Annotated in this window: 19 protein-coding genes; all 19 read right to left on the bottom strand. The window is 39.1% G+C overall.

Annotated features, from left to right (window positions below; all coding sequences use genetic code 11):
* Positions 1 to 16: 16 nt before the first annotated feature.
* The 19 genes from BLR83_RS02010 to BLR83_RS01925 all read right to left on the bottom strand — a co-directional run bounded on the left by BLR83_RS02010 (position 17) and on the right by BLR83_RS01925 (position 20155).
* Positions 17 to 319, bottom strand: coding sequence for a hypothetical protein (locus tag BLR83_RS02010; RefSeq protein ID WP_234793090.1), 303 nt, complete (start codon positions 317 to 319; stop codon positions 17 to 19).
* 47 nt (positions 320 to 366) lie between these two features.
* On the bottom strand, positions 367 to 504 hold the full coding sequence (locus BLR83_RS09940) for a hypothetical protein (protein WP_200796306.1): 138 nt from the start codon (positions 502 to 504) through the stop codon (positions 367 to 369).
* 25 nt (positions 505 to 529) lie between these two features.
* A complete protein-coding gene (locus tag BLR83_RS02005) occupies positions 530 to 892 on the bottom strand; it encodes a DUF1366 domain-containing protein (protein ID WP_074559968.1) in 363 nt (120 codons plus the stop codon).
* A gap of 12 nt (positions 893 to 904) precedes the next feature.
* Complete coding sequence (locus BLR83_RS02000) at positions 905 to 2989, bottom strand: DUF859 family phage minor structural protein (protein ID WP_074559967.1); 2085 nt, start codon at positions 2987 to 2989, stop codon at positions 905 to 907.
* 3 nt (positions 2990 to 2992) lie between these two features.
* Positions 2993 to 5014, bottom strand: a complete 2022-nt coding sequence (locus BLR83_RS01995; RefSeq protein WP_142349913.1) for a hypothetical protein — start codon at positions 5012 to 5014, stop codon at positions 2993 to 2995.
* Entirely contained in the window at positions 4956 to 5156 is a 201-nt protein-coding gene (locus BLR83_RS01990) for a hypothetical protein (protein WP_074559963.1), read from the bottom strand. The genes BLR83_RS01995 and BLR83_RS01990 overlap by 59 nt, the downstream gene beginning before the upstream one ends.
* Before the next feature lie 13 nt (positions 5157 to 5169).
* Positions 5170 to 6294 (bottom strand): hypothetical protein, encoded by a 1125-nt coding sequence (locus tag BLR83_RS01985; protein WP_074559961.1) that lies wholly within the window; start codon positions 6292 to 6294, stop codon positions 5170 to 5172.
* Positions 6295 to 6314: 20 nt separating this feature from the next.
* A complete protein-coding gene (locus tag BLR83_RS01980; protein WP_074559960.1) occupies positions 6315 to 8372 on the bottom strand; it encodes a hypothetical protein in 2058 nt (685 codons plus the stop codon).
* The gene (locus BLR83_RS01975) at positions 8373 to 9890 is read right to left on the bottom strand and encodes a distal tail protein Dit (RefSeq protein WP_074559958.1); all 1518 of its coding nucleotides are present in this window, start codon (positions 9888 to 9890) and stop codon (positions 8373 to 8375) included.
* On the bottom strand, positions 9887 to 14383 hold the full coding sequence (locus BLR83_RS01970) for a phage tail tape measure protein (protein WP_074559956.1): 4497 nt from the start codon (positions 14381 to 14383) through the stop codon (positions 9887 to 9889). The genes BLR83_RS01975 and BLR83_RS01970 overlap by 4 nt, the downstream gene beginning before the upstream one ends.
* Before the next feature lie 175 nt (positions 14384 to 14558).
* Entirely contained in the window at positions 14559 to 14900 is a 342-nt protein-coding gene (gene gpG / locus BLR83_RS01965) for a phage tail assembly chaperone G (protein ID WP_074559954.1), read from the bottom strand.
* Between the two features lie 57 nt (positions 14901 to 14957).
* Complete coding sequence (locus BLR83_RS01960) at positions 14958 to 15539, bottom strand: major tail protein (RefSeq protein WP_074559952.1); 582 nt, start codon at positions 15537 to 15539, stop codon at positions 14958 to 14960.
* Positions 15540 to 15549: 10 nt separating this feature from the next.
* Complete coding sequence (locus BLR83_RS01955; protein WP_081340981.1) at positions 15550 to 15939, bottom strand: hypothetical protein; 390 nt, start codon at positions 15937 to 15939, stop codon at positions 15550 to 15552.
* The gene (locus BLR83_RS01950; RefSeq protein ID WP_074559950.1) at positions 15936 to 16361 is read right to left on the bottom strand and encodes a hypothetical protein; all 426 of its coding nucleotides are present in this window, start codon (positions 16359 to 16361) and stop codon (positions 15936 to 15938) included. Before BLR83_RS01950 ends, BLR83_RS01955 begins: the two co-directional genes overlap by 4 nt.
* Positions 16351 to 16518, bottom strand: a complete 168-nt coding sequence (locus BLR83_RS09900; protein ID WP_159427749.1) for a hypothetical protein — start codon at positions 16516 to 16518, stop codon at positions 16351 to 16353. The genes BLR83_RS01950 and BLR83_RS09900 overlap by 11 nt, the downstream gene beginning before the upstream one ends.
* Positions 16519 to 16711: 193 nt before the next feature.
* Positions 16712 to 17011 carry a hypothetical protein gene (locus BLR83_RS01940; RefSeq protein ID WP_039697006.1) on the bottom strand — a complete coding sequence of 100 codons (300 nt, stop codon included), beginning with the start codon at positions 17009 to 17011 and terminating at the stop codon, positions 16712 to 16714.
* A gap of 22 nt (positions 17012 to 17033) precedes the next feature.
* A complete protein-coding gene (locus BLR83_RS01935; RefSeq protein WP_074559948.1) occupies positions 17034 to 18191 on the bottom strand; it encodes a phage major capsid protein in 1158 nt (385 codons plus the stop codon).
* Between the two features lie 10 nt (positions 18192 to 18201).
* Positions 18202 to 18993: a head maturation protease, ClpP-related gene (locus tag BLR83_RS01930; protein WP_081340979.1), complete on the bottom strand. Its 792-nt coding sequence runs from the start codon at positions 18991 to 18993 to the stop codon at positions 18202 to 18204.
* The gene (locus BLR83_RS01925; protein ID WP_074559944.1) at positions 18947 to 20155 is read right to left on the bottom strand and encodes a phage portal protein; all 1209 of its coding nucleotides are present in this window, start codon (positions 20153 to 20155) and stop codon (positions 18947 to 18949) included. Before BLR83_RS01925 ends, BLR83_RS01930 begins: the two co-directional genes overlap by 47 nt.
* Positions 20156 to 20283 lie beyond the last annotated feature (128 nt).

Here is a 20283-nt window from a genome sequence, read left to right as displayed (position 1 = left end):
CACTACTGCGTATACGCTAAGTTATCTGTGTATTTTTCACCATGTCTTCCAGACCATCTACCTTCTCTTGAAGAACTGAAATATCTCTACGAGTCTCAGAAGAAAGATTATTAACTGCTTTGGTCAATCTTGCCATCTGCTTCTGATTTTCAGTTGCAATTCTATTATTGGAATCTAACAGCTCTTTGTTGGTCTCCTGGAATCCTGTCACCAATTTCTTAATCACCCACGTCATGGCACTGATTAATAGTAAGACAATGAGGATAATGGCTACCGCCAAAACCCCACCCATCTTATCAATCGTCCATGTGGTCTGCATAGCCTCATGTATTACATTCTGTTCCATAACCTCACGCCTAACTAAGCCTATTTGGCGTTATCGTCTTGCAGTCCTGCGTGTGACAGGTCTACAAGCTCTTGGACTTGTTTACGGAAACGTTTAGGAACTGTTTCAATAGTAATCCACCCAAGTTCGATTTGCATTGCAAAATAATTAATCATCATTGTTCTTCCTCCTAAAAATGTGTTTTTAATTTTCTGTAGTAGTTTCATCTGCTGGCACCTCGTCAGCGTACATTTGATTGATTAAGTCATTTAGTGTAGCTGTGGCTACTTTCGCCATTTTCTCAGCCGTCTCATATGACTCTTTCAACTCTTTGATAGTACTGTCATACTCAGCAAATTTTTCATTTTCGTATTTGTCACGAAAATTCTTGCGATACACAACATCTAAAGCGAGCTTTTCTAACTCATCATTTGATAGACCGATTTTGTCAGCTGGGAGCATGATTGGCAAATAACCGCCACTGTCGGTTACAAGTGTAACTTTAGCACCCGTAACCGTACCATCAACTGCAAATTCTTGTGATTTTGAACCAAATTTTAATTCCATATTTTCTCCTCTCTATGATGGAAATGGGTCTGTGGTAATCCATGTAACGCTTGCGTACACACCAAGTGGTTTAGCACTAGCTCGAATTGTAAAGTCAATCTTACCATTCGAGTAATAAAAAAGTCGACAGAAGCTTTCACCAGTCCACATTTGTGTACCAGTTCCACCCCCTGCAAAACCAGCAGAAATAATAACTTCTGTTTTACAAGGACGCCAACCAACTGGTATAGTTTCATTTGCAGTTCCAGCGCGAGAATCTGTCGATGAAATTGCGGCATCTAAAGTAACTGACACTAAATTCCCTACTCGTCTAGCTTGCAATGCTAACCCATAAGGACCAGCCAAAGTAGCACTATACACTTTTGTCTGATTGACCGCCGTAAATTCGGCTACTGTGTTTTGGATTGCGTTATATTGCCAAGCTGTCCAACCTTGTTCGTTCTTTTTAACTCGAAAAGCAGATACTTTACCATTAAAATCAATGGCTTCTTGCAATACCCAAGAACCCCAGCTGTCGTGTTTGCTAACTTTTATCCACGTCCATGTATGAGCGCCAGACCCTGACGGTTTATTTACAAGCCCATCACCTCGATAAAAACCTGTATGGACAATTGTGTTTAAGTCTGTACCTTTTGCGAGTAATATAGCTTGACCATCATTTATGGTCACTTGATGATGTTGAATAGGCTTGTTGTTGTAAAAATATTGCCAAGCGCTGTCCACACCTTTATTTTCAGGCGTTTTACCAAGTCCTACGCTATCTGGTCTAAGTGCTAGTGGATACGTTTCAGTTCCGACCGTTGCACTAAAATCATAGCTGGTAAAGCTGTCTGAGATAGTCCCGACAATATCATAAGACGTTAGTGAGCTAAACGTTGCTCCCAGATTTGCCTGAGAATTAGTTAGAGTGCTAACTGTTGCCCATGTTCCGCCTGCGCTACCAGTGTCAGCGGTGAAAGTTGTGTCTGAATGTTTCTTGTATTTAAAGACAAGTTTCATCGTGTTCTTTTGCTTATCTCCGACCGTGAGAGGCGCAATTTTGGCGTTTCTCGTTACTGTTACAGTTGTTCCAGATGAGCCACTACGTTGTGCCGTAAAGCTTAGTTGTGGGGTAAAATACGCCAAAACATTAGCTTTGACTTCTACAGGGTCTGATGTCCGCCCTCTACTATCTGTTACAGTCGCTCGTATTGTGACCTCTCCACTGTAATTAAGCATCCCAAAACTTTCACCGTTACTTGTAATCGCTTGATTTTTACCAACTATCTCAGCATGATAATTTGAGATAGTAGAACTGTAAGAACCTTTTGCATTATTGAAAGTAACTTTTGGATTAGACAAAACCTGCACAAATGTGTTTGATGTATTTATTAGATTTTTGACATTCGTATTCGTGTCATCCAACGTAATACTACCAAGTGTTGGTTTAACACTTGCTGGGACGTTACCTGTAAATGTAGCTTCCTTTGTACCGATTTTTGTGGAACCGTTATAAGTGTCAATAAAAATACGTCCCCAAGAAGATGTTGCGTTTGGAATTTTATCCGCAAAACTCATTGGCAATGTCCACGAATAAGACGTATCAACATTGCTTGCTATTGTTCCTGTGACACCGTTCCAGTCGTATCTTAAAGTGTGTTTAAACGCACTAACTTTGCGGTCAATTGAAATCTTGACAGGTGTCCCTAAGTCACCAGATGTGACGCTGCCTGAACTTGCTCTGGGAATATTTGGTAGTTTAAGGTCAAATGCAACCATTGAACTACCATACCCACCTGTATTAAGGTTGACAGAAATCTTAATACCAACAGTTTTAGAACCGTCATTATTGTGACCAACAACATAATCATGAGCGAAAATCAACTGACTTGAACCAGTACCAATATTAATTCCTGGATGTTCGATAGCCGAACCACCATTGATTGTTATAGTTAAGTCAGCTGTTACACCCCACATCGAAGCATAACCATTTGTAATAAGTCTTGCTTGTACATTGACCGTTGACCTATTATTAGCTACGTCTTGCTTGTTCCAACCAGACCACACTTCAAGCGTCATATTATGACCATACTGACCGCTAAATGTAGCTGTTGCCATTTATCAACCTCCTAAATATCGTAATACCAACATATTCTTATCTGCTGGGTGCGTCTCAAAGCGGAAACGTCCGATTTGAATTGTTTTTGTAAAAATACCGTTTTCAATATGCAAAGTACCTTGTGAGATATACATGACCTCACTACTTCCTGAAAATAGACTGATTCTATCGTTTGCGAATTTAGCATAAGCAGAACCATCAGACTTACCGATTATTAAACCTTCATTTTGAACGGTCATGTATGTATCGATAAAAGTCCATTGTTGTTTCAAAGCACCTACATCAGTGTTTAACTGCAGAATACGGGCTGACGCTTCTTGCAAGGCTTTTTCAGAATCACCTTTAAACTTGTCGTTGTTACTAACATAGTTTTGATAAGCTGTAATCCACTTATTAACTTCATCTACAGTTGCTTTAGCTTCCATTTCGGCTTTAACTAAGTTGTTTTGCTCTGCCAACGCATTCAACTGCTCTTGCGTCAACGCTTGGTCTGCTTTACTGTCAATTTGTTCTTGTGTATCTTCAGGAGCTAAGCTGTGAGAAAGAGGTACAGTACCTTCATTCAGCATCATGTCATAGATATAGATTTCGTCATCAGCCCTCAGATACCAGAAATACGGTTTAAAATAACTATTTGATGTAGGCTTAAAGGTAAGCCAAACTTTTGTCCACGTATTCGCTTTTATAATATTTGTGCTGTACACAGGCTGTGTATGTTGGTGTACACTATCGTTTCCAACTTTATCACTATTAGTGTTAACGGCTTGAATATGACCTAAGCTATTCATGTTGAAATTTTTATCTTTATTAGTCAAAACCCAGAAGCTAAATGTATAATTACGGTCTTTGACAAGATTGTAATAATCGCTATTACCGATGAAATAAGCGCCTGCATTACTAGACCCAGAAACTACTAATTTGTATACTTGATGCCCATCCTTCTCAACAACGCTAACAGTTGTATCTGTTGTGCCGAAAAGTTTTAGATTTTCAGTGTTTACTGCTGTTTTACGCAACAAATTCTTTGAGCCAACTTCAATACCAGCACGCCTATCCATCCAAGTGTACTTAGTTGGGTCTGTACTGCTAGATTGCGTGAAATCGGTGTAATAGCCTTGATACTGTTGACCAGATTCCGTGAAACTAAAACCAGTTCTGCCGTCTGCCGAACTTGCAAAAGCAAGGTGGAGATAAGACGTTTTTCCGTCATCACCTCTACCCCCTGGCGCGCCTTGGTCACCTTTCCACTTGCCCCACCTGTATTTCGTTGGGTCGTTGCTTGCTGTCTCGTTAAAATCAGCATACCAGCCCATATATGCTTTCGGCGTAGTCAAGCTAAATCCGCCGCCTGTTGCGTTGTCGGCAAACGCAAAATGTACGTGCGAGGTTTGACCGTTCGCCCCTGTATCACCTTTAGCACCAACTCCACTGTATTCCCAGACAGTACTGCTTGTTCCGTCCGTATAATACGTGATAGTTCGTTTCCAGATGTACGTGCCATCTGGTGCAGCCATTGGACTTGTTAAAGCACCAAAATTATTCTGGTCAGTGACAAGTGGTTGACCATTTTCGTCAAAAACCTGTCCATCATATATACGCCAAGCCGTTGAATACCCACCGCCTGCAGTTTGCTCAAGCTGAATATATATTTTCGCTTTGGTTTTACCGCTTGCTACAACAAGTTTCCGCTCGTATATACCTAGACCATCCTCACTAGTTTCACCGACCAAAGTAAAAGGTGCGTATGAGTCATATGGGTGTCCTGACGTCATAGCTGTATACCAGATTCCACCTGCAAGACGAATTGAACCTTTTGTCTGTTTGGCAATCACACGCACCGTGTACGTCTTACCGCTGGTTACGTTAAATTCATTTGCCCAATAGTGGTCACGACCACCGCAATCATAAACACCCAGCGGGTGTTTAGTTGCGGATAAGCCGTGCCAAAATGTAATCTCAGTTCGGTCAATCGCCTTTTCCTTTAGATTTGTTAGCGTCATCTGATTTGATGCTATTAGTTTCATCGTTCACCTCTTCTAATTTCCAAATTTGAGTCAGAAAGCCAAACTGCTTAGAAAGTAGGAATTCGATTGCTTCTTCTTTCGTTTTGACATCAACATGGACAACTTCAAGCTTTCCGCCTAGTTCAATTTCAGCTCTAATCATATTTCATACCTCCTTACTCAAACACTTCACAGAAGAATGTTGCTTTGTCGCTAACATTGCTAGCTGAGACTGTAATAGATTTACCAACTTTATATTGATTTCCAGTACCACCAAAGTTTGCATCCAGCGTTCCATTTTTATCACGGCGTGACCATTTATATGTATAAGCTTTACTAGAACCGTCTGCATCCAACTCTTCACCTTTGCGATAAAGACGTGCTTTCAATGTTGTTGAACCAGATGAGTTCTTAAACGTGTTACCAGCTGTTGACTCAACTACCACTACAATTGGGTCTGAAAAGTCAAGAATTGTCGCAACACCAATAGCTTTTTGACCATTAGTGCCACCAACTTTGTCGATGCAGACAACCTTAAATGTTTGCGAGTTTGTAACTTTATCTGGTGTCACTGTGAGGATACCTTGAGCAGTTGTATTAGCTGATGGTTCAACGTTTGGTGTTTGTCCTGTTGTAGTCGATGAACATAGGTGCCATCCAAGACCACCGTCCGCATCGTAACCAGCTGAATTAGTCGCTGAAACCGAACTATCAAAATAGAAGAATTTGAATTGTTTGTTTCCGCCTGAAAGGTTGTTACCTTTGTAAAGGTCAGCATTGACAGTTAGACTACCTGGCTGGTTGTTGTAGAATGTATTACCTTTACCTGTATACACATTTAGAACAAGCGATTGTTTACCAAGCTGAACCGCTAGCAAATCAATTTGTGCACGAAAATCAACTTTCAAACCTGTAACTGGGTCGGTCCATGTACCAACAGCTTCATAGCGTTTTGCCCCTGCATTCGCTGGCACGTTGACCTTAGTGTGTAAAGCTTCATTGTGTGAGCCAGTCAAATACTGATTATCTTTGTCAGACGTGCTTGTAATAGCCGTTTTAGTTGAACCATTATATTCATACCAAGATACTTTACCAACTTGACCAATAATTGAAGCTGTTTGCCCCGCTTTAGTTAAATTAAGGGTCAATACTTGTGGATTTCCTGCATATGATGGATTGTAGCCGTTTGTTGTTTGGTCAAATACTTGTGTAGTCGTTTGACTAGCTGTGATAAAAGCGCTTAGTACGGGCGCATCTGATAAGTCTGTGATTGTAATTTGTCCACTTGAAATAATTCCCATTTTTAAATTTCCTTTCCTTTTTAACCGAGGGGCTCAACATTACATTCAAATTGAGCTCTTCTAAATACATCCTTTTGTGTGATTTCAATTGTTTTTTGTGAGTAGCTATGGTCTTGATTCCAGATTTCATCAGGATTACCTTCATCATCTGTTTTTGTCCAAATATAGCTATAATCTTTGCCATCCTTATCAATTTCTTTGCCACCACGCCAAAGTGTTGCTGTAAGCGTAGTGTTGATAAAATTGTTTTTGAATAGATTCCCATTACTTGTTTTGATAACTAGGCTTGTTGGCTCAACCAAGTTAGTAACAGTAACCTCTGTAGTCGCTACTTCTTTGTTTTCAACATATCCTGATACAGTAAGCACCGCTGTATTCTCAATATCTTTTGCCTTCAATAGATATTGCATTGCAACCTGAACCTCACCATCGAGAGCCCAGCGCCAGCTCACATCTGTGTAGACTTGTTTTTCTCCTTTAAAAAGAGTAGCTTTCACGACACTCTCCCCAGTACCGTTTTTAAAAGTCGTCCCATTATCTGTTGACAATTTAATAGTGTATGGTTTGACTTCTTCAATCATCTCAGCCAAACGTACTTGAATATCAGCAGAAAGGTTATTACTTAACGATTTAAAATTATCATAAGTTGTGCGACTATTTTCCGGTCTTGTAAAACAGAGCTCTTGTTTTGTAACTCTGGCTTCGATAATCAAAATAGGGCTGAACTCATCGTCTTGAATTGGCACCCTATCACCAATATCAAGGTCAGTCCATCCCTCAATTTCATATGTAATAGCTGGATAAGCATGAAGTTTTAAATCCTTAAACGCCATCTGCTCCAACTCCTCAGAAGTTTTAGCATCATAGCTGATATCTTTACGAATCCATTGGTCCGACTGAGTCGCTGTTGTGAAAGTAGACGGATATAGTTTTGCAGCTATTGGAGCATATAGTGAAGCTCCTCGTTTATAAAACTCAACCTCACCTTCACTGTTTTTTACTTCCCAGTCAGGCATTGACCCTAAGTCAATAAGCTCTTTCTCACCAGTATCCTTATTACTAGTCGCTTGTTTTAATACTTTTGTCGTAGAATTAGTATTACCTTTTGATGTACGGACAGTTGTTGTCTCAAGAATAGAACCATTAGCCTTCTCAGTACGTTTAATGGTTGTGGTACTACCATCAGCGTTTTTAATCACTCTTGTATTGATGACCGTCTTACTTTGTGAACCATCTGAGTTTTTCCAAACTGTTGTTCGTGTAGTCGAACCATCTGGATTTTTCACCGTAGTTACCGTTTGACCATGTTCATCAGCCTTTTCTTTTTCATCAGATACACTCTGTGAGCTTGTAGGAACAAGCATTGTAAACAAGCCGTCATAATCAACTGTACGTGTAATATCAGTTAGGTGACGTTCCCCTAACAAAATGATATTTTTTTGCTTTTTACCAACTCCGTAATTATCACCGTCATACTCTTTGTAAACATTTATCTTAAACTCTTTCAGTGTCCCGTCTGAGTTCAAGAATGTCTTAAACTCATGTTCAGCATTGAATTTAGAAAGCAAAGCTAGCAGACGTGCTAACTTAGTTTCAGAATTTGTGAACTCCAGTGTTCGTGTGTAAGACTCAATCTCATTAATCCCAATACTTAGCTTCGTAAAATTAAGCAAATCCATCTTCTCAGCGTATTGTTTAAACGTTAACGGCTGGTCAGATTTAAAAGGAATCGCATCTTCATTAATAAGTTCAAGGTTAAGATTACGACATTCTAGCTCAAGCATTGTACGAGTTTCTTTTATCTTATATATAGTAAAAAGAAACGTCTCGCCCTTGTAATCAAAAGAAATAAAATTCCGTTTTCTTAGTACTTCTGTAGGATTCTGTTGAAGCTCATTATCTGCTGTAAATTTCTTATAAACCGAAAAAGAAAAGACGCTAGCACCAGTTGCTAGGTCTCGTTCCCATTTATCATCAAAAAAGTGAATACTATTCGGTTTGTCGTTATCAATAACCCCTACAATCCTAAGCTGTGGGTCATGAATTGTTATTGTTGGAACCTGAAAAAATGTTTTCAATTATAACCACCTTTCTTCAAATTCAACCGTTACTTCTGGAGCTTTCTTACACCAATCTGATGTATAAATCTCCAAAGTAGACTTACCAGGAGGGATTTCAATAAATTTTGACCCATAGACAAAGTCCATTTGCCTATTTAGACCATCCACAACAATACTTACATCCTCACTAGATAAAACAACATTCGACCCCATTGGATAACGGTTAGGAACATCTTTCCAATAATCAACATGAAGTTTTTCAAAAGTAAAGTAATTAATGGAGTGCATACTAACCATGCGGTCAGTTACATTACGACCAGTATATTGACCAACAAAGAATTGAACCTTCTTAGCATTTTTGTCCCTAATCCTAGCATCTGAGTAGCGGAAACTAGAACCATACCAATAATATTTAATCGTGTCTCCTTCTTTTAACAAGTCAAACATGTTAGCATCTTTATTTTCTTGTCGTCCCTCAGAACCATATGGGTTAGGTGGGAACCATAGGCACGGCGTGAAATTAATGGTTTGCATTACTCGACTACCGCCGTTACCATCCCCTAAAAGGAAACGAATCTGAGCGGTATTCCCAGAAGCATCTGTTTTTTCAATCGCCATACCTGCAATAAGATGGTCTTCTTCATCGATGACAGTCAAACACCAAGCGCCTGTTTGTCCCATCAGTCCTGTTTCAAACCAAGCCCTTGCCCAGATATACCAGTTCTTAGCAGTCTCAGCAAGCGGTAATTCTTTTACCGCACCATACTGAAGACTACCTGCTACACCACTAGTTAGAAAACTATCAGGTAGCACACCTAAACGCCCACCAAAAGCTTTATCAGAAGTCATCCTTGTGTTGACAATCTTATGTGGGTTTTCAAAATTCTGTGTGCCATCCACCCAATCAGAAAAGTCACCACCAGCATTTTTATGAAGAGTGACATTTTTTTGAGCCATCTCCCCATCTACTTCTTGTTTGTTACCTACTTCAAGAGCACCTGTACTATTTACAACGCCGATGTAACCATTCTCGGAATTATGTTTGATTTTAATAATCGGATAAGCATTCTCACTCCCCTCATTATCAATCTCAAAAGTGATTTTATTTCCAGATACAGTTGGATTATCGTATCGTTTATAAGTTGTCGAGTGAGCAACACCATCTTCAACAAAAAAAGTAATTGTCCCAGTAGAACGTTTAAGAATATCTTCACGCATCTCAATCTTTCCAGATTTTATTGCCCAATAATACTTATCAGGTTCATCAGAAAAGATTAGTTTCTTAGGTGAATCAACCCTAAAAATTTTAGCGAGCTGACGTTTTACTTTGTTTCTGTCATCTGACCAAATAGTAAACTCAACTTCGATAATCTTAGCGCCTCGAGAAATACGCATAAGCTCTTCACCTAATCTAGGAGTATCCTCTGTCACAAGATTATCTTCATTTCCTGCATCACGGCGAATATCGGTGATATACTCCCAATAGTCTGATAAATCAACACCATTATAAGTCGCCGTTACACCTCTAAAACTCAAATTGGTACTCCTTTCATAATACTATCAATACGTGACCTACGATTTTGCTCTTCAGTCACCTTACGTGTAATTAATTCTCCATCCATATAAACCTTAGCTACAGGTACTTTCTTATTCCCATCACGCAAAAGATTAGCAATTTCTTTCAATATCAAAAGAACCTGAGCATTATCAATGTTCACCTCTGGAGCTGGTGTAACACTAATTTTCTGTTGCACACTATCCATCGCCTTAAATAGTGGGGAGTTTGCAGAGTAACCAACCCCATTAGCATATTTAGGAAGTCCGTATTTCTGCATCAAAGACTTAGTCTTACTTGCCTTTAAGACCTTAGAACCTCGTGGCAAAGGCAAAATAACATTGCGTCCTTCTGGGATAAAACTTACACCACCTGGAAGTGTTACCAACTCTTTGTAGTTCGCATTTTTCTGGTCATTGACCATTGCCAAACCACCACGGTGATAGTTTGTCCCGTTTTCAAACCCTAATATTTTTGCTACTTTTCCAGCAACGTTAGCAACAATGTTAATTGTATGTGATTTAGGAAGTCTAGCCATCCATCCACTTACTGCGCTAGTAATATGGTCAGCGGCTTCAATAGCCACTGGATATTGTTGCTTAATAGCATTAATACCACTTTGCACACTTGACCTAACTTGTGCAGTGTTATCTTTTGCTTTTAGTTCAGCAGCTCTTTTTTGTTGCACACTGTCTATTTTGGCTTGTGTAATAACTACAGTACCTGTTGTATTATCCATCGCTAATAATGAAACAGTTTTACCAGTAAAACTACCTACGGAAGTTACCGCATCATTTACACCCGGAAGCGTGTTGTTCAATGCATCCAAATCCACTGTTTTACCAGTTAAAGCATCTACAGCTCTTTGAGCATCTTCGGCTGGCATAGAAGCTAAATTGTTAGCAATCAAATCTTTAACACTGGGTGATAAAGAATTCCAGTTTCTTAAAGTATCTACTGCTACATCTGCTTTTTCTTTAAAATCTTTATTTTCACCAAGCATTTTCTTAACTTTTTCAGGCATATTATCCCAAGTGTTCAGTAGAGTTTTGGCTTCATCCGCACTTGATACAAAGTTATTATTATCACCTAAAAGACTTTTAACTATTTCAGGCATATTATCCCAAGATTTAAGGAATTGCTTAGCTTCGTCTGCGCTAGTAAGAAAGTTGCTATTATTTCCTAAAAAATTTTTTACAGCATCAGGTAACTCTTGCCAGTTAGAAAGCACCTCTTTTGTGGTTTTGGTTTTATTCAAGAAGTCGTCATCTTGTGCTAAGAAATTTTTGATTGGGTCAGGGATTTGTTTCCAAGCCTCCATATTCTCAGCTGTTTCATTGATAGCCCCCATAGCTGGAGCTTTATCAATAATCAACTGTTTATCTTCTGGAGACAAGCCATTCCACTGGTCTGTAGCTATTAAAGCTTGACCTACAGCAAAAACAGCATTAGAGTCCAATTCTGCATTTTGAACAACAAACTTCATACTGTTCCACCCATCTTCAGCATTAAGCGCCTCTTGAAGAACTTCTTGAGCATTGGTTTTTATTTTTCCATCTTGCCAAACCAAACTATTCCATGTAGCATTGGCAGTTTTTGTTTCTTCTGTCATATCTGCCGTTGAATGAGCCCACATTTTATTATTATCAACAGCTTTACTTGAGGCTTTTGTCATCTTCTCAACAGCTTGTTCATAAGTAAGCCCATTTTCTTCCATGACTTTTCCAATAGCTTCCATAGAAAGGGCTGACTCTTTAGCATCTAGCCCCATCTGTTTAAAAACTTTTTGTTGCATGTCTGCAATTTGTTTTGTATAAGCATCCTTTTTAGCTGCGTGGTCAGCTTCCAATTTATCTATTTCATCCAAAACCTCTTTACGAGCATTTTTTTCATTCTCAGATAGCTTGCTTTCATCATCCCCAAATTGTTTAAGGATTTCTTTTAGTTCACCTTTTTTCTTTTTGTATGCATCATTTTCATTGTCAAGCATCTTCTGAACATTTTTTATAGCTTTATCCTGTTGTGTCTTATTTAAAGACTCGAAGTCTCCGTTAATAGCAGTTTGTAAAGCTTTACGTTCTTTAGCTGAGAAGTTCATCAATTCTAACTGTTTGTTAATCATCTCATTTTGATTATTTAAGACGATGTTTTTTTCTTGTTCAGTTAACTGACTAGTATCATTGTTATGTTTTTCATAAATAGCAATAACCTCATCAGACATTGTCTGGATATTATCGTTGACCTGATTAGCACGACTTTTTAACCCTTCTATTACAGTATCACTTAAACCAAGCTTGTTCGCTAAGTCAATATCTTTATTTAGATGGTCATTGTTAAGCTCTTTAACTGCCTCCGCCAACTGTTGTACAGATTCTTTAACTTTATCAATGTCACCAGCCTTTGTACCGAAAAGGTACATTGATTCATTAGTTTCATCAACTTTCGCTTTAAAACGTGACAACTGGTCAGCTTCTACATTACTTACAGCAGTCCCCCACTCTTCTGTACGAGCACGTCCTTGGTCAAGGTAAGCTTCATAAGCTAATAGCCCACCACCAGCCAAAGCAAGCGCTCCTACTGTGATACCTAACGGATTAGCAAGCGCTGCAATCGCACCACCAAGAAGACCAACACTGCTTTCTGTTGTAACAGCAGCACCACCGATAGTTGCTAACTCTCCAGCCATCGCTGCACCGCCTGTACCAACTTTTAATGCAGCTGTTAGCCCTCTTACTTTCCCAGAAAGACTTGCAATCATTGAAAGTGTCTTGCCACCAGTACTAAACAGAAGACCTAAGGCACCTGAGAACGGACTAATCGCAGCAGTCAATAAAGCAAATTTCAGCGCAGCTTCCTTTGTTTTAGGGTTTAAGTTTTTAAACCAATCAACAACACCTTTCCCTTCATCGATAATATCTTCAAGATAAGGAAGCAAGTCTTCTCCAATTTCGGTCGCAAGAACTTGTAATTCCGATTTCATTTGTGCTAATTGATTTTGCGAAGACTCCATCATCTGGTCTGACATTTTTTTAGTCGAACCTGTTGCTTGCTCTGTTGCAGATGTAAGATTACGCAGAGCATCCCCACCCTGTGCAACCATAGCATTTAGCCCTGCCTGACCCGTACGTCCTACAGCTTGCGAGATAAGAGCTGCTTTTTGTGCATCAGTCATCCCTTCGGTGTTAGTTTTAATCAAGTCGAGAACATCAGCTAAATCAATGCTTCCTGCTAAGAATGCGTCGGTAGATACTCCCATTCTCTCCCACGCTGCTGCATTTGCATCAGTCGGATTGACAAGTGTTGTTAACATCGCACGTAAGTTAGTACCTGCTTTTTCACCTTCAATACCACGCTGAGACAGAAGACCAATCGCCGCTGCAGTTTGTTCAAGAGATATCCCCGCAGTAGCCGCCATCGGACCTACATATTCCATAGCGGTACCTAATGAAGAATAGTCTGAGGCAGTTTTATTGGCGACATAAGTCAAACTATCTGTAACACGTTGTGTATCCTCAGCTTTTAAATTAAACTGTTCCAGAATAGCTGTTGTGGCATGCATAACAGTACCAAAGTCTTCCCCCGAAGCTTTACTTGCTTGAAGAACATGAGGCATTGCTGCCATGGTTTGGTTAACATCATAACCACGGCGAATCATCTCCTGCATACCTTCGATGACCTCACCTGTACTGATACCATACGTTGTAGCATATTCTTTAACAGAATGACTCAATTGGTTCATTACAGAGTTCATTTGCTGAGCAGGAACATCATCAGCAATCAAAGCACGAATAGTATTCATACCATCTTCAAAATCTAAGGCACTCTTTGTTGCGACCGCAAACCCAGTCCCTATAGCAACTGTCATCCCACGAGTTTTCTGACTAACTGTAGACAAACCATTACCGATAGTCGTCAAACCTTTCCCTAAACGAGCAGTTAGACTATGTTGAGAATACTGTGTCTCAATAGCTTCTTTTAACTCTGAGCGATATTGAAAAAGTTTTTGGCGACTATTCTCATATTCTCTAGCCAGGTTCTCCGCTTGTTTAGTCCCAGACTCCATAGCCCCTTTGATTTCATCTAAACGAACAGCGTAAGCTTTAGCTTCTTCACTATTTTCGCCATAAAGACCCTTTGCTTCACGATATTGTTTATTAGTAGCTTTTAAATCATCGGCAAGTCCACGAGTCCCAGCAGCGACTCTATTATAATCGCCAACTAGTTTAGATTGATACTGAGAATGTGTAGTAATCAGTCGGTTAAGGTCTTTAACTTGATAACCGTACGCCTTAAAAGCTTCACGACCAGTTATAGCATATTTAGACATCGCTTGACTTGTTTTGAGTTGATTTTCCATCTTTTTGATGTCATTTTTGAAGCTTTTGATACTCCCAGTCGTTTGTCTTAACTTAGATTGAAATCCCGAGTTATCAAGACCTAGATGGACAACCATATTACCTAACGGTGTCGCCATTTTTAACCTCCTCCTACAGTTTGTACAAATTCACTTAGTGGTACTACGGACTGTTCTTTCTTACTTTCTTCTGATGATTTAGCATTCAAAACATCAACCAATGTTTGAAAATCCGTTTCCATCACATCATTGACAGTAAAACCGTTCCCACTAGTTGTTAAATCTTTGACTAGACCTAAGAATCGCTCTTTTCCTTCTCTAGGGGAGATACCAGCTCCTTTGGGTCGTCTTCATGACGTACCCCTACAGCTTTCAAGATGAGATTGTCGACAGTTTCTTCAAGCTCCCATGCGTTCAAACCATTCAAAATAGCATCTGGTGTTACAGCTTTTTGGTCAAATAGTGAAGCAACAAAGTCCACACGGTCTAAAAGATTTTGTTTAGGCGTGTAGTCTGGATTAGCATACTTCTCTTGCAACTCCCAGAAATCCAATACACGTTTACCTGGAACTTTATCTTGTTCGTAAGAAACCTTATCTCCATTTTCGTCAAATAAAGTAATTGATAGTTTAGTCATCTTTCTTTCCTTTCAAAAAAATAGGAGAGGATAAACCTCTCCACAAACTCCCTTAAATTACGCAGTAGCTTTAACTTCAAATTGCATAGCTTTATCAAGCAAAGCAATTTCTTCTTCACCAGCAGCCATTGCGTAGTAATCCCCTTTGCTTTCTGGTGCATCGCTACCTTCTGCAGTAAATGTCAAGCTATCGCTAGCAAGCTCTTCTTTTTCACCTTTTTTAGTGTTAAGTTCGATGCCATCCATAGCAAACACACCACAATATAGACCAATACCAAATTCAGTACCGTGTGGGTCTTCTGAGAAGAAGGCAATTGAACACAATGGTGGTTCAGTATCTGCTCCACCTACAGTCAAGCCGTTTTTCTTTTTACGACCAAGAATTGCGTTTTGCACCGCAAAAGGTACATCCACTGCAGTAATTTCAGCTTTTACATCACCTACACCTTTACGAGAAGTGTAGTAAGCAGAGTTACTACCATAAGTTTTCACGGGTTCGCTTGAAAGACCTGTGATATTTGCTGTTTGAGTAGCACCTTCACCTTTTTTACCTTCAATTACAAAAAGATTTTCACCTAGTTTAGGTGCAGCACCATCAAGAATGCGAATTTTCATTTTTTCAAAACCGACTAAAGTCATTGTTTTCCTCCTAATAATCTAAATCATACATATCGCTAAAGCCTCGATATGTTCGGGCATCAACATAACGCCCAGTTTCCTCAAAATATTCATCTAACCCGCCAGATTGTTGAAAAAAAGACAATGCAAGCATTGCCTTTTCAACCTCTCTAGCGACCAATTTTGTCTCATCGTAATCAGTCGTCTCTACGTTAATCTGAAATAAAAACTTCTTACGTAGAGGCGTATCACTACCAAAACTAGCTTGTGCAGGACTCATTAAAGGAATAATCACGACACTTGAAGCGTCAGAATCAAGCCCTTCTGGTCTTACAAAATCCTTAATTCCTCCAAAATCATCAATAGCCTTTAGCTTGTCAGATTTCAGAAACTCTTCAAAAATTTTATCCATCATACTCATCGAGCCAACTCCTTCAATTTATCTTCCATACGTTCCACGTAAACTGTTTTTTGTTCCTCAGCAAAAACCCTAAGTTTACCAAAACCTCGGATATTGCCATTCGGTGGATACGAGCGACCATTCCGAACAAAACCAAACTCATTCAAATGTTCTAATCGCCAACGAGAACCAGGTCCCCAACCGACTTTAACTTGGTAGAACTCTCCACCAATCTTACGAGCTCTTGAATGTGTTGTTTCATCAGTAGTCCTTCCTGTATCTTGGAAAGCCATTGTTGTTTCTTTCAGGTCTTTTTCAGCCAATTCAGCAGCAGTGTTAATAGCCTCTCTGGATATTCTTTCTCGCCGTGTCTTACCAAGTTTATTGTTTATCGCAAGTAAAACATCCTCAACGCCTGTAACACTGATACCTCTAAACGCCATCGTTATCACCATTCAATAGAAAAGTAATATATCCACCCTTTGGACGGATATCTTCGATTTTCCAGACAACCCCAGCATATCGTGGCGAATGAATCATCACGACATGCTTATTATCTGTCTGGTATGCGCCATATGGGTCACGGATTATGATAGTCACGGACTTCTTGACCCCACGACTCTTCAAAATCTCAATATCCTTCAAAGAGGAGTTATATATCTCCGCCCACGCTTTATATTCAACTTTGTTTGTAGTCCCATGCTTATGCAACCCAGAAGCAACTTTAGTTGAACAAAACTCGACAGGCGTATTAAGAGTGCCGTTATGGGTAGTCTCACTCTTAATACTCTTTTTACGCATCATCGTCCTTTTCCCCTTTCAACTTATTAATAAGATACTGTAGCTCAATTTCGGAACTATAATTACGCTGAAACTCATCTAACGCATCATGATATACATACCGAGCACGTTCAAAAACAAGCTCCGTAAGCATATCCTCTACTTCAGTAGCACCGACAAGAAGCACGATGGCTACGATACTAGAGCGTAACATTCGCTTAAGATTATCATCTTCCTCATTATTACTGATACGCATACGTTCTTTAAAAGCGTCTAAATTTTCACTAGCAAATTTCTCTACATCAATAGCCATACACTACACCTCATCTAACTCCTTAAGCTTTACCTGATGCTTTTCCTGAAGTAGCCTCTTTAGCAAGCGTAACTACTGCAGAAGCATGGTTGTCTTTTGCTTTACCATAGTAGTAAGCTTTTGCTGTATAGAGCATCCAGTCTTCCAAAGCAAATGTTTGGTCAAATTCTTCGATTTGAGCTGTAGAAGCTGTGAAAGCATCATAACGGTCAGAAACGTACATAATTCCTTTACCTTGTGCCAAAGCCAATGTTTCAATCAATTTAACACCGTTTGGAATAGTTGTTACGTACACTCCACTGTCTGTACGAGTAGTAAATTTAGCTTCAAATTCCCAACGGTCCATCGGGTTAATCAATAAGCAAACTTTACCAGCGATTTTTTTAATATTACCTTTATCGTCAACTGAAAGGAATTTCATCACTGGAGCAAACAACGTTGGAGCTGTTTTAGCATCAAGGTCTGAGAAGTCTGCAATCGGTTCTTTTTCAGTAGCAAAAGTGATTTTTTTACCATCAGTTGTGCTCTTGTCAAGGTCTTTAATCAAACCAACAGGTTTATCCACACCATCACCGTTTACAATCGCAAGTTCAAGAGCAACAGCAACTGTTTCTTTAATTTGTTCAATGACAAATTGTTTCAACCAAGAATAGCTAAATTTAAGAGCATCTTTAGGAAGAACTACAAAGGCAGTAAGTTTGTTCATGCCAAATTTAACTTCACCAAATTTTTGTTTCAATTGACCTTTAATATCGTCATAAATTTCGCCCCAAACAGCAGTTCCTTCTGTTTCAGAAACAATAGCTTTTAGTTGAAGACCTGCATTTTTGAATTTGATATTTGAAAGAAGAGGGTGCTCGACTTTCAAGTCTTCAAATACTCGAATCATAATTTCTTCTGGGATAATTTTTTCAGTTTTAACACCTGTATTATCCTCAGGTTTTGTCACTTCGTTGAAGAAATTAATTTCTTCTGCAGTAAGTGAAGCATTTGAATTGCGTTCCTCAAAAAGATTTTTCAATTGAGTTTCAGTCATGTCTTGCAACTCTTGACCAAGAACTTCAAAAGCATTCGCAAAAAGCTCTTTTTGTTCATCAACAGTTGCCCCATTTGCCATTTTTTCAGCCAAAGTGTTCATGGCTTCCATGTATTTAGGCGTTTCTTTTAAATTAATAACCATTTATTTCTCCTTATTTTGTGTTAAAAAATTTCCCAAATGGACTATCATCCATCGGGTTGTGTTGTGCTTCTTTCAAAGCTTCTACTAATTTTTTAGTATCAACAGTAACATTTACAGGCACATCTCCAACGTTTTTGCTATCAAGACGTTCTTCCATGTCATCCAAACGTCCCATAATCTGTTTAAGAAGTGCATCAGTAGAACTTGTATCTTTCTCATATAGTTCAGCAATGATACTATCTGGAATAACATCCTCCATACTTGCTACATAATCCGATACCATTCCATCCTGAAACATGATTTTATCCGCAAAACCAGCCTCAACAGCTTGTTGCGCCGTGAAATATGTTGTTTGGTTCATTAAATCAAGTAACTCATCAAGTGATTTTCCTGTTTTTAGAACATAAGCATTCGCAATAGACGTATTAATGTTTTTTGCTACATCTGCTTGAGCATGAAGCGCATTATAGTCGCCATTAGCCATACTTGACGCATTATGAATCATCAATTGTGCTGTAGGACTAATCTGAACCTCATCACCAGCCATCGCAATAACACTAGCTGCACTCGCTGCCATCCCAACAATCTTCACAGTTACTTTCCCAGGATATGATTTAAGCGCAGTGTAAATTTCACTACCCGCAAAAACCATTCCACCTCCAGAATTGATATGAACTTCAACATCTTCACCGTTTTCTGGAAGTACTAAATCTTCTGGAGCAAAACAAGCACGATTACGAGATTTATAAACCTCTTTATAATCGTTCATCGTTATCGCTCCCTTGATTTCGATTTTCTTCATTATCCTTAGTTCCTCCTTCTACCCTCATTTCTAAATAGTTTTTAGTGATATACAAGCGTTGCCCCAAACCATTAGGGAGAGGTTCAAGACCAATTTCCTCACGTATCTCATCTGCCATTGCAAGACCCGCAGCAATCAACTTATCACCTGATGTAGCTACATCAAACAAGTTATACCGATGAAGACCTGTAAATTTAATGCGATTTCCACTTTTGTACTGTTCTTCAGTAAAAATCGCACGTTGTAAACCATCCAAGAATTTTTGAAGAATTGGTTCAAAAACCATTTCAACAGCCATCTCATAGTTTTTCTCATTATCTGCCATCTCACCATGTATTAAAGCAGGCGGAAGACCAATAACCTGGCAGATGTCATCTACATATTGAGTTAGCAAACCATCAATATCTTCAATAAAAGTAACCCGACCGCTACCCTTACTAGAAAATTCCTCATAGCTGTTTTTATCACCTAGAGGAATTCCAACAACGGACTCAGTTTTAATTTTCTTAACAACCCTGTTAAAGAAACGTTGCTGATTCGATTCCCTCTTAGCCTCACCATCTACAGCTTCTTGCGCCATCTCACGAATCTTGTTTTTAGGTTGAGAGAAAGCAAAACGGATTTGGTTAGCTGTTTTTTGTCGATTAATCACACGACCTAAAAGCTCACCATAATCCGCCCAAAGTTTTTCAAGATAATTGTTTAAACTATCATTTTCATTTTTTAGAAGAATAACCTCATCTGCATCAAAGTATTCATCGAAGTTCATCCCTTGAATAGATGTCACATGATACTTATTTCCCTCTAAACTCTCCTCTTCTTTACTGTAACTATCCGCTACATAAAGATTGCCTTTATAAACAACAACCATGACCTCACCATCTTCAATCATAGCCTTACCAATTTCACCAAGAAATTCAGAAGCTGTTTGATTAGGATTGGGTTCAACATTCAGCTTATATAACCAATCATTAAGTTTCTCAGCATCAGAGCCTTTTAAAACAAATTTTGCTTTAGAAACACCCCGACCTACATAGTTAGAAACCTTGTTCAAGGCACCATATTTCAATGAGATATTTTTGCTAAGTTCACTTGTTTCACCATCATCTGTATCAGAAAATGTAGGTGCTCGTTGGAATTTAAAATAATCTAAAAGACTCACATATTAGATAGCCCTGACTTTGTCATCAGAGATACTCCTTTCTAGTGGTACTAAAAAAGGAGCGCTAGAACACTAGCACCCCTACTTCCTAAATTTCCACGATACAATTCTCTCACGAAAAAAACGCA

It is taken from the genome of Streptococcus equinus, assembly GCF_900101445.1.
Lineage (GTDB): Bacteria > Bacillota > Bacilli > Lactobacillales > Streptococcaceae > Streptococcus > Streptococcus equinus_B.
Note: the sequence above shows the minus strand (reverse complement) of the source record. Positions and strands in the feature narration are given on the sequence as shown.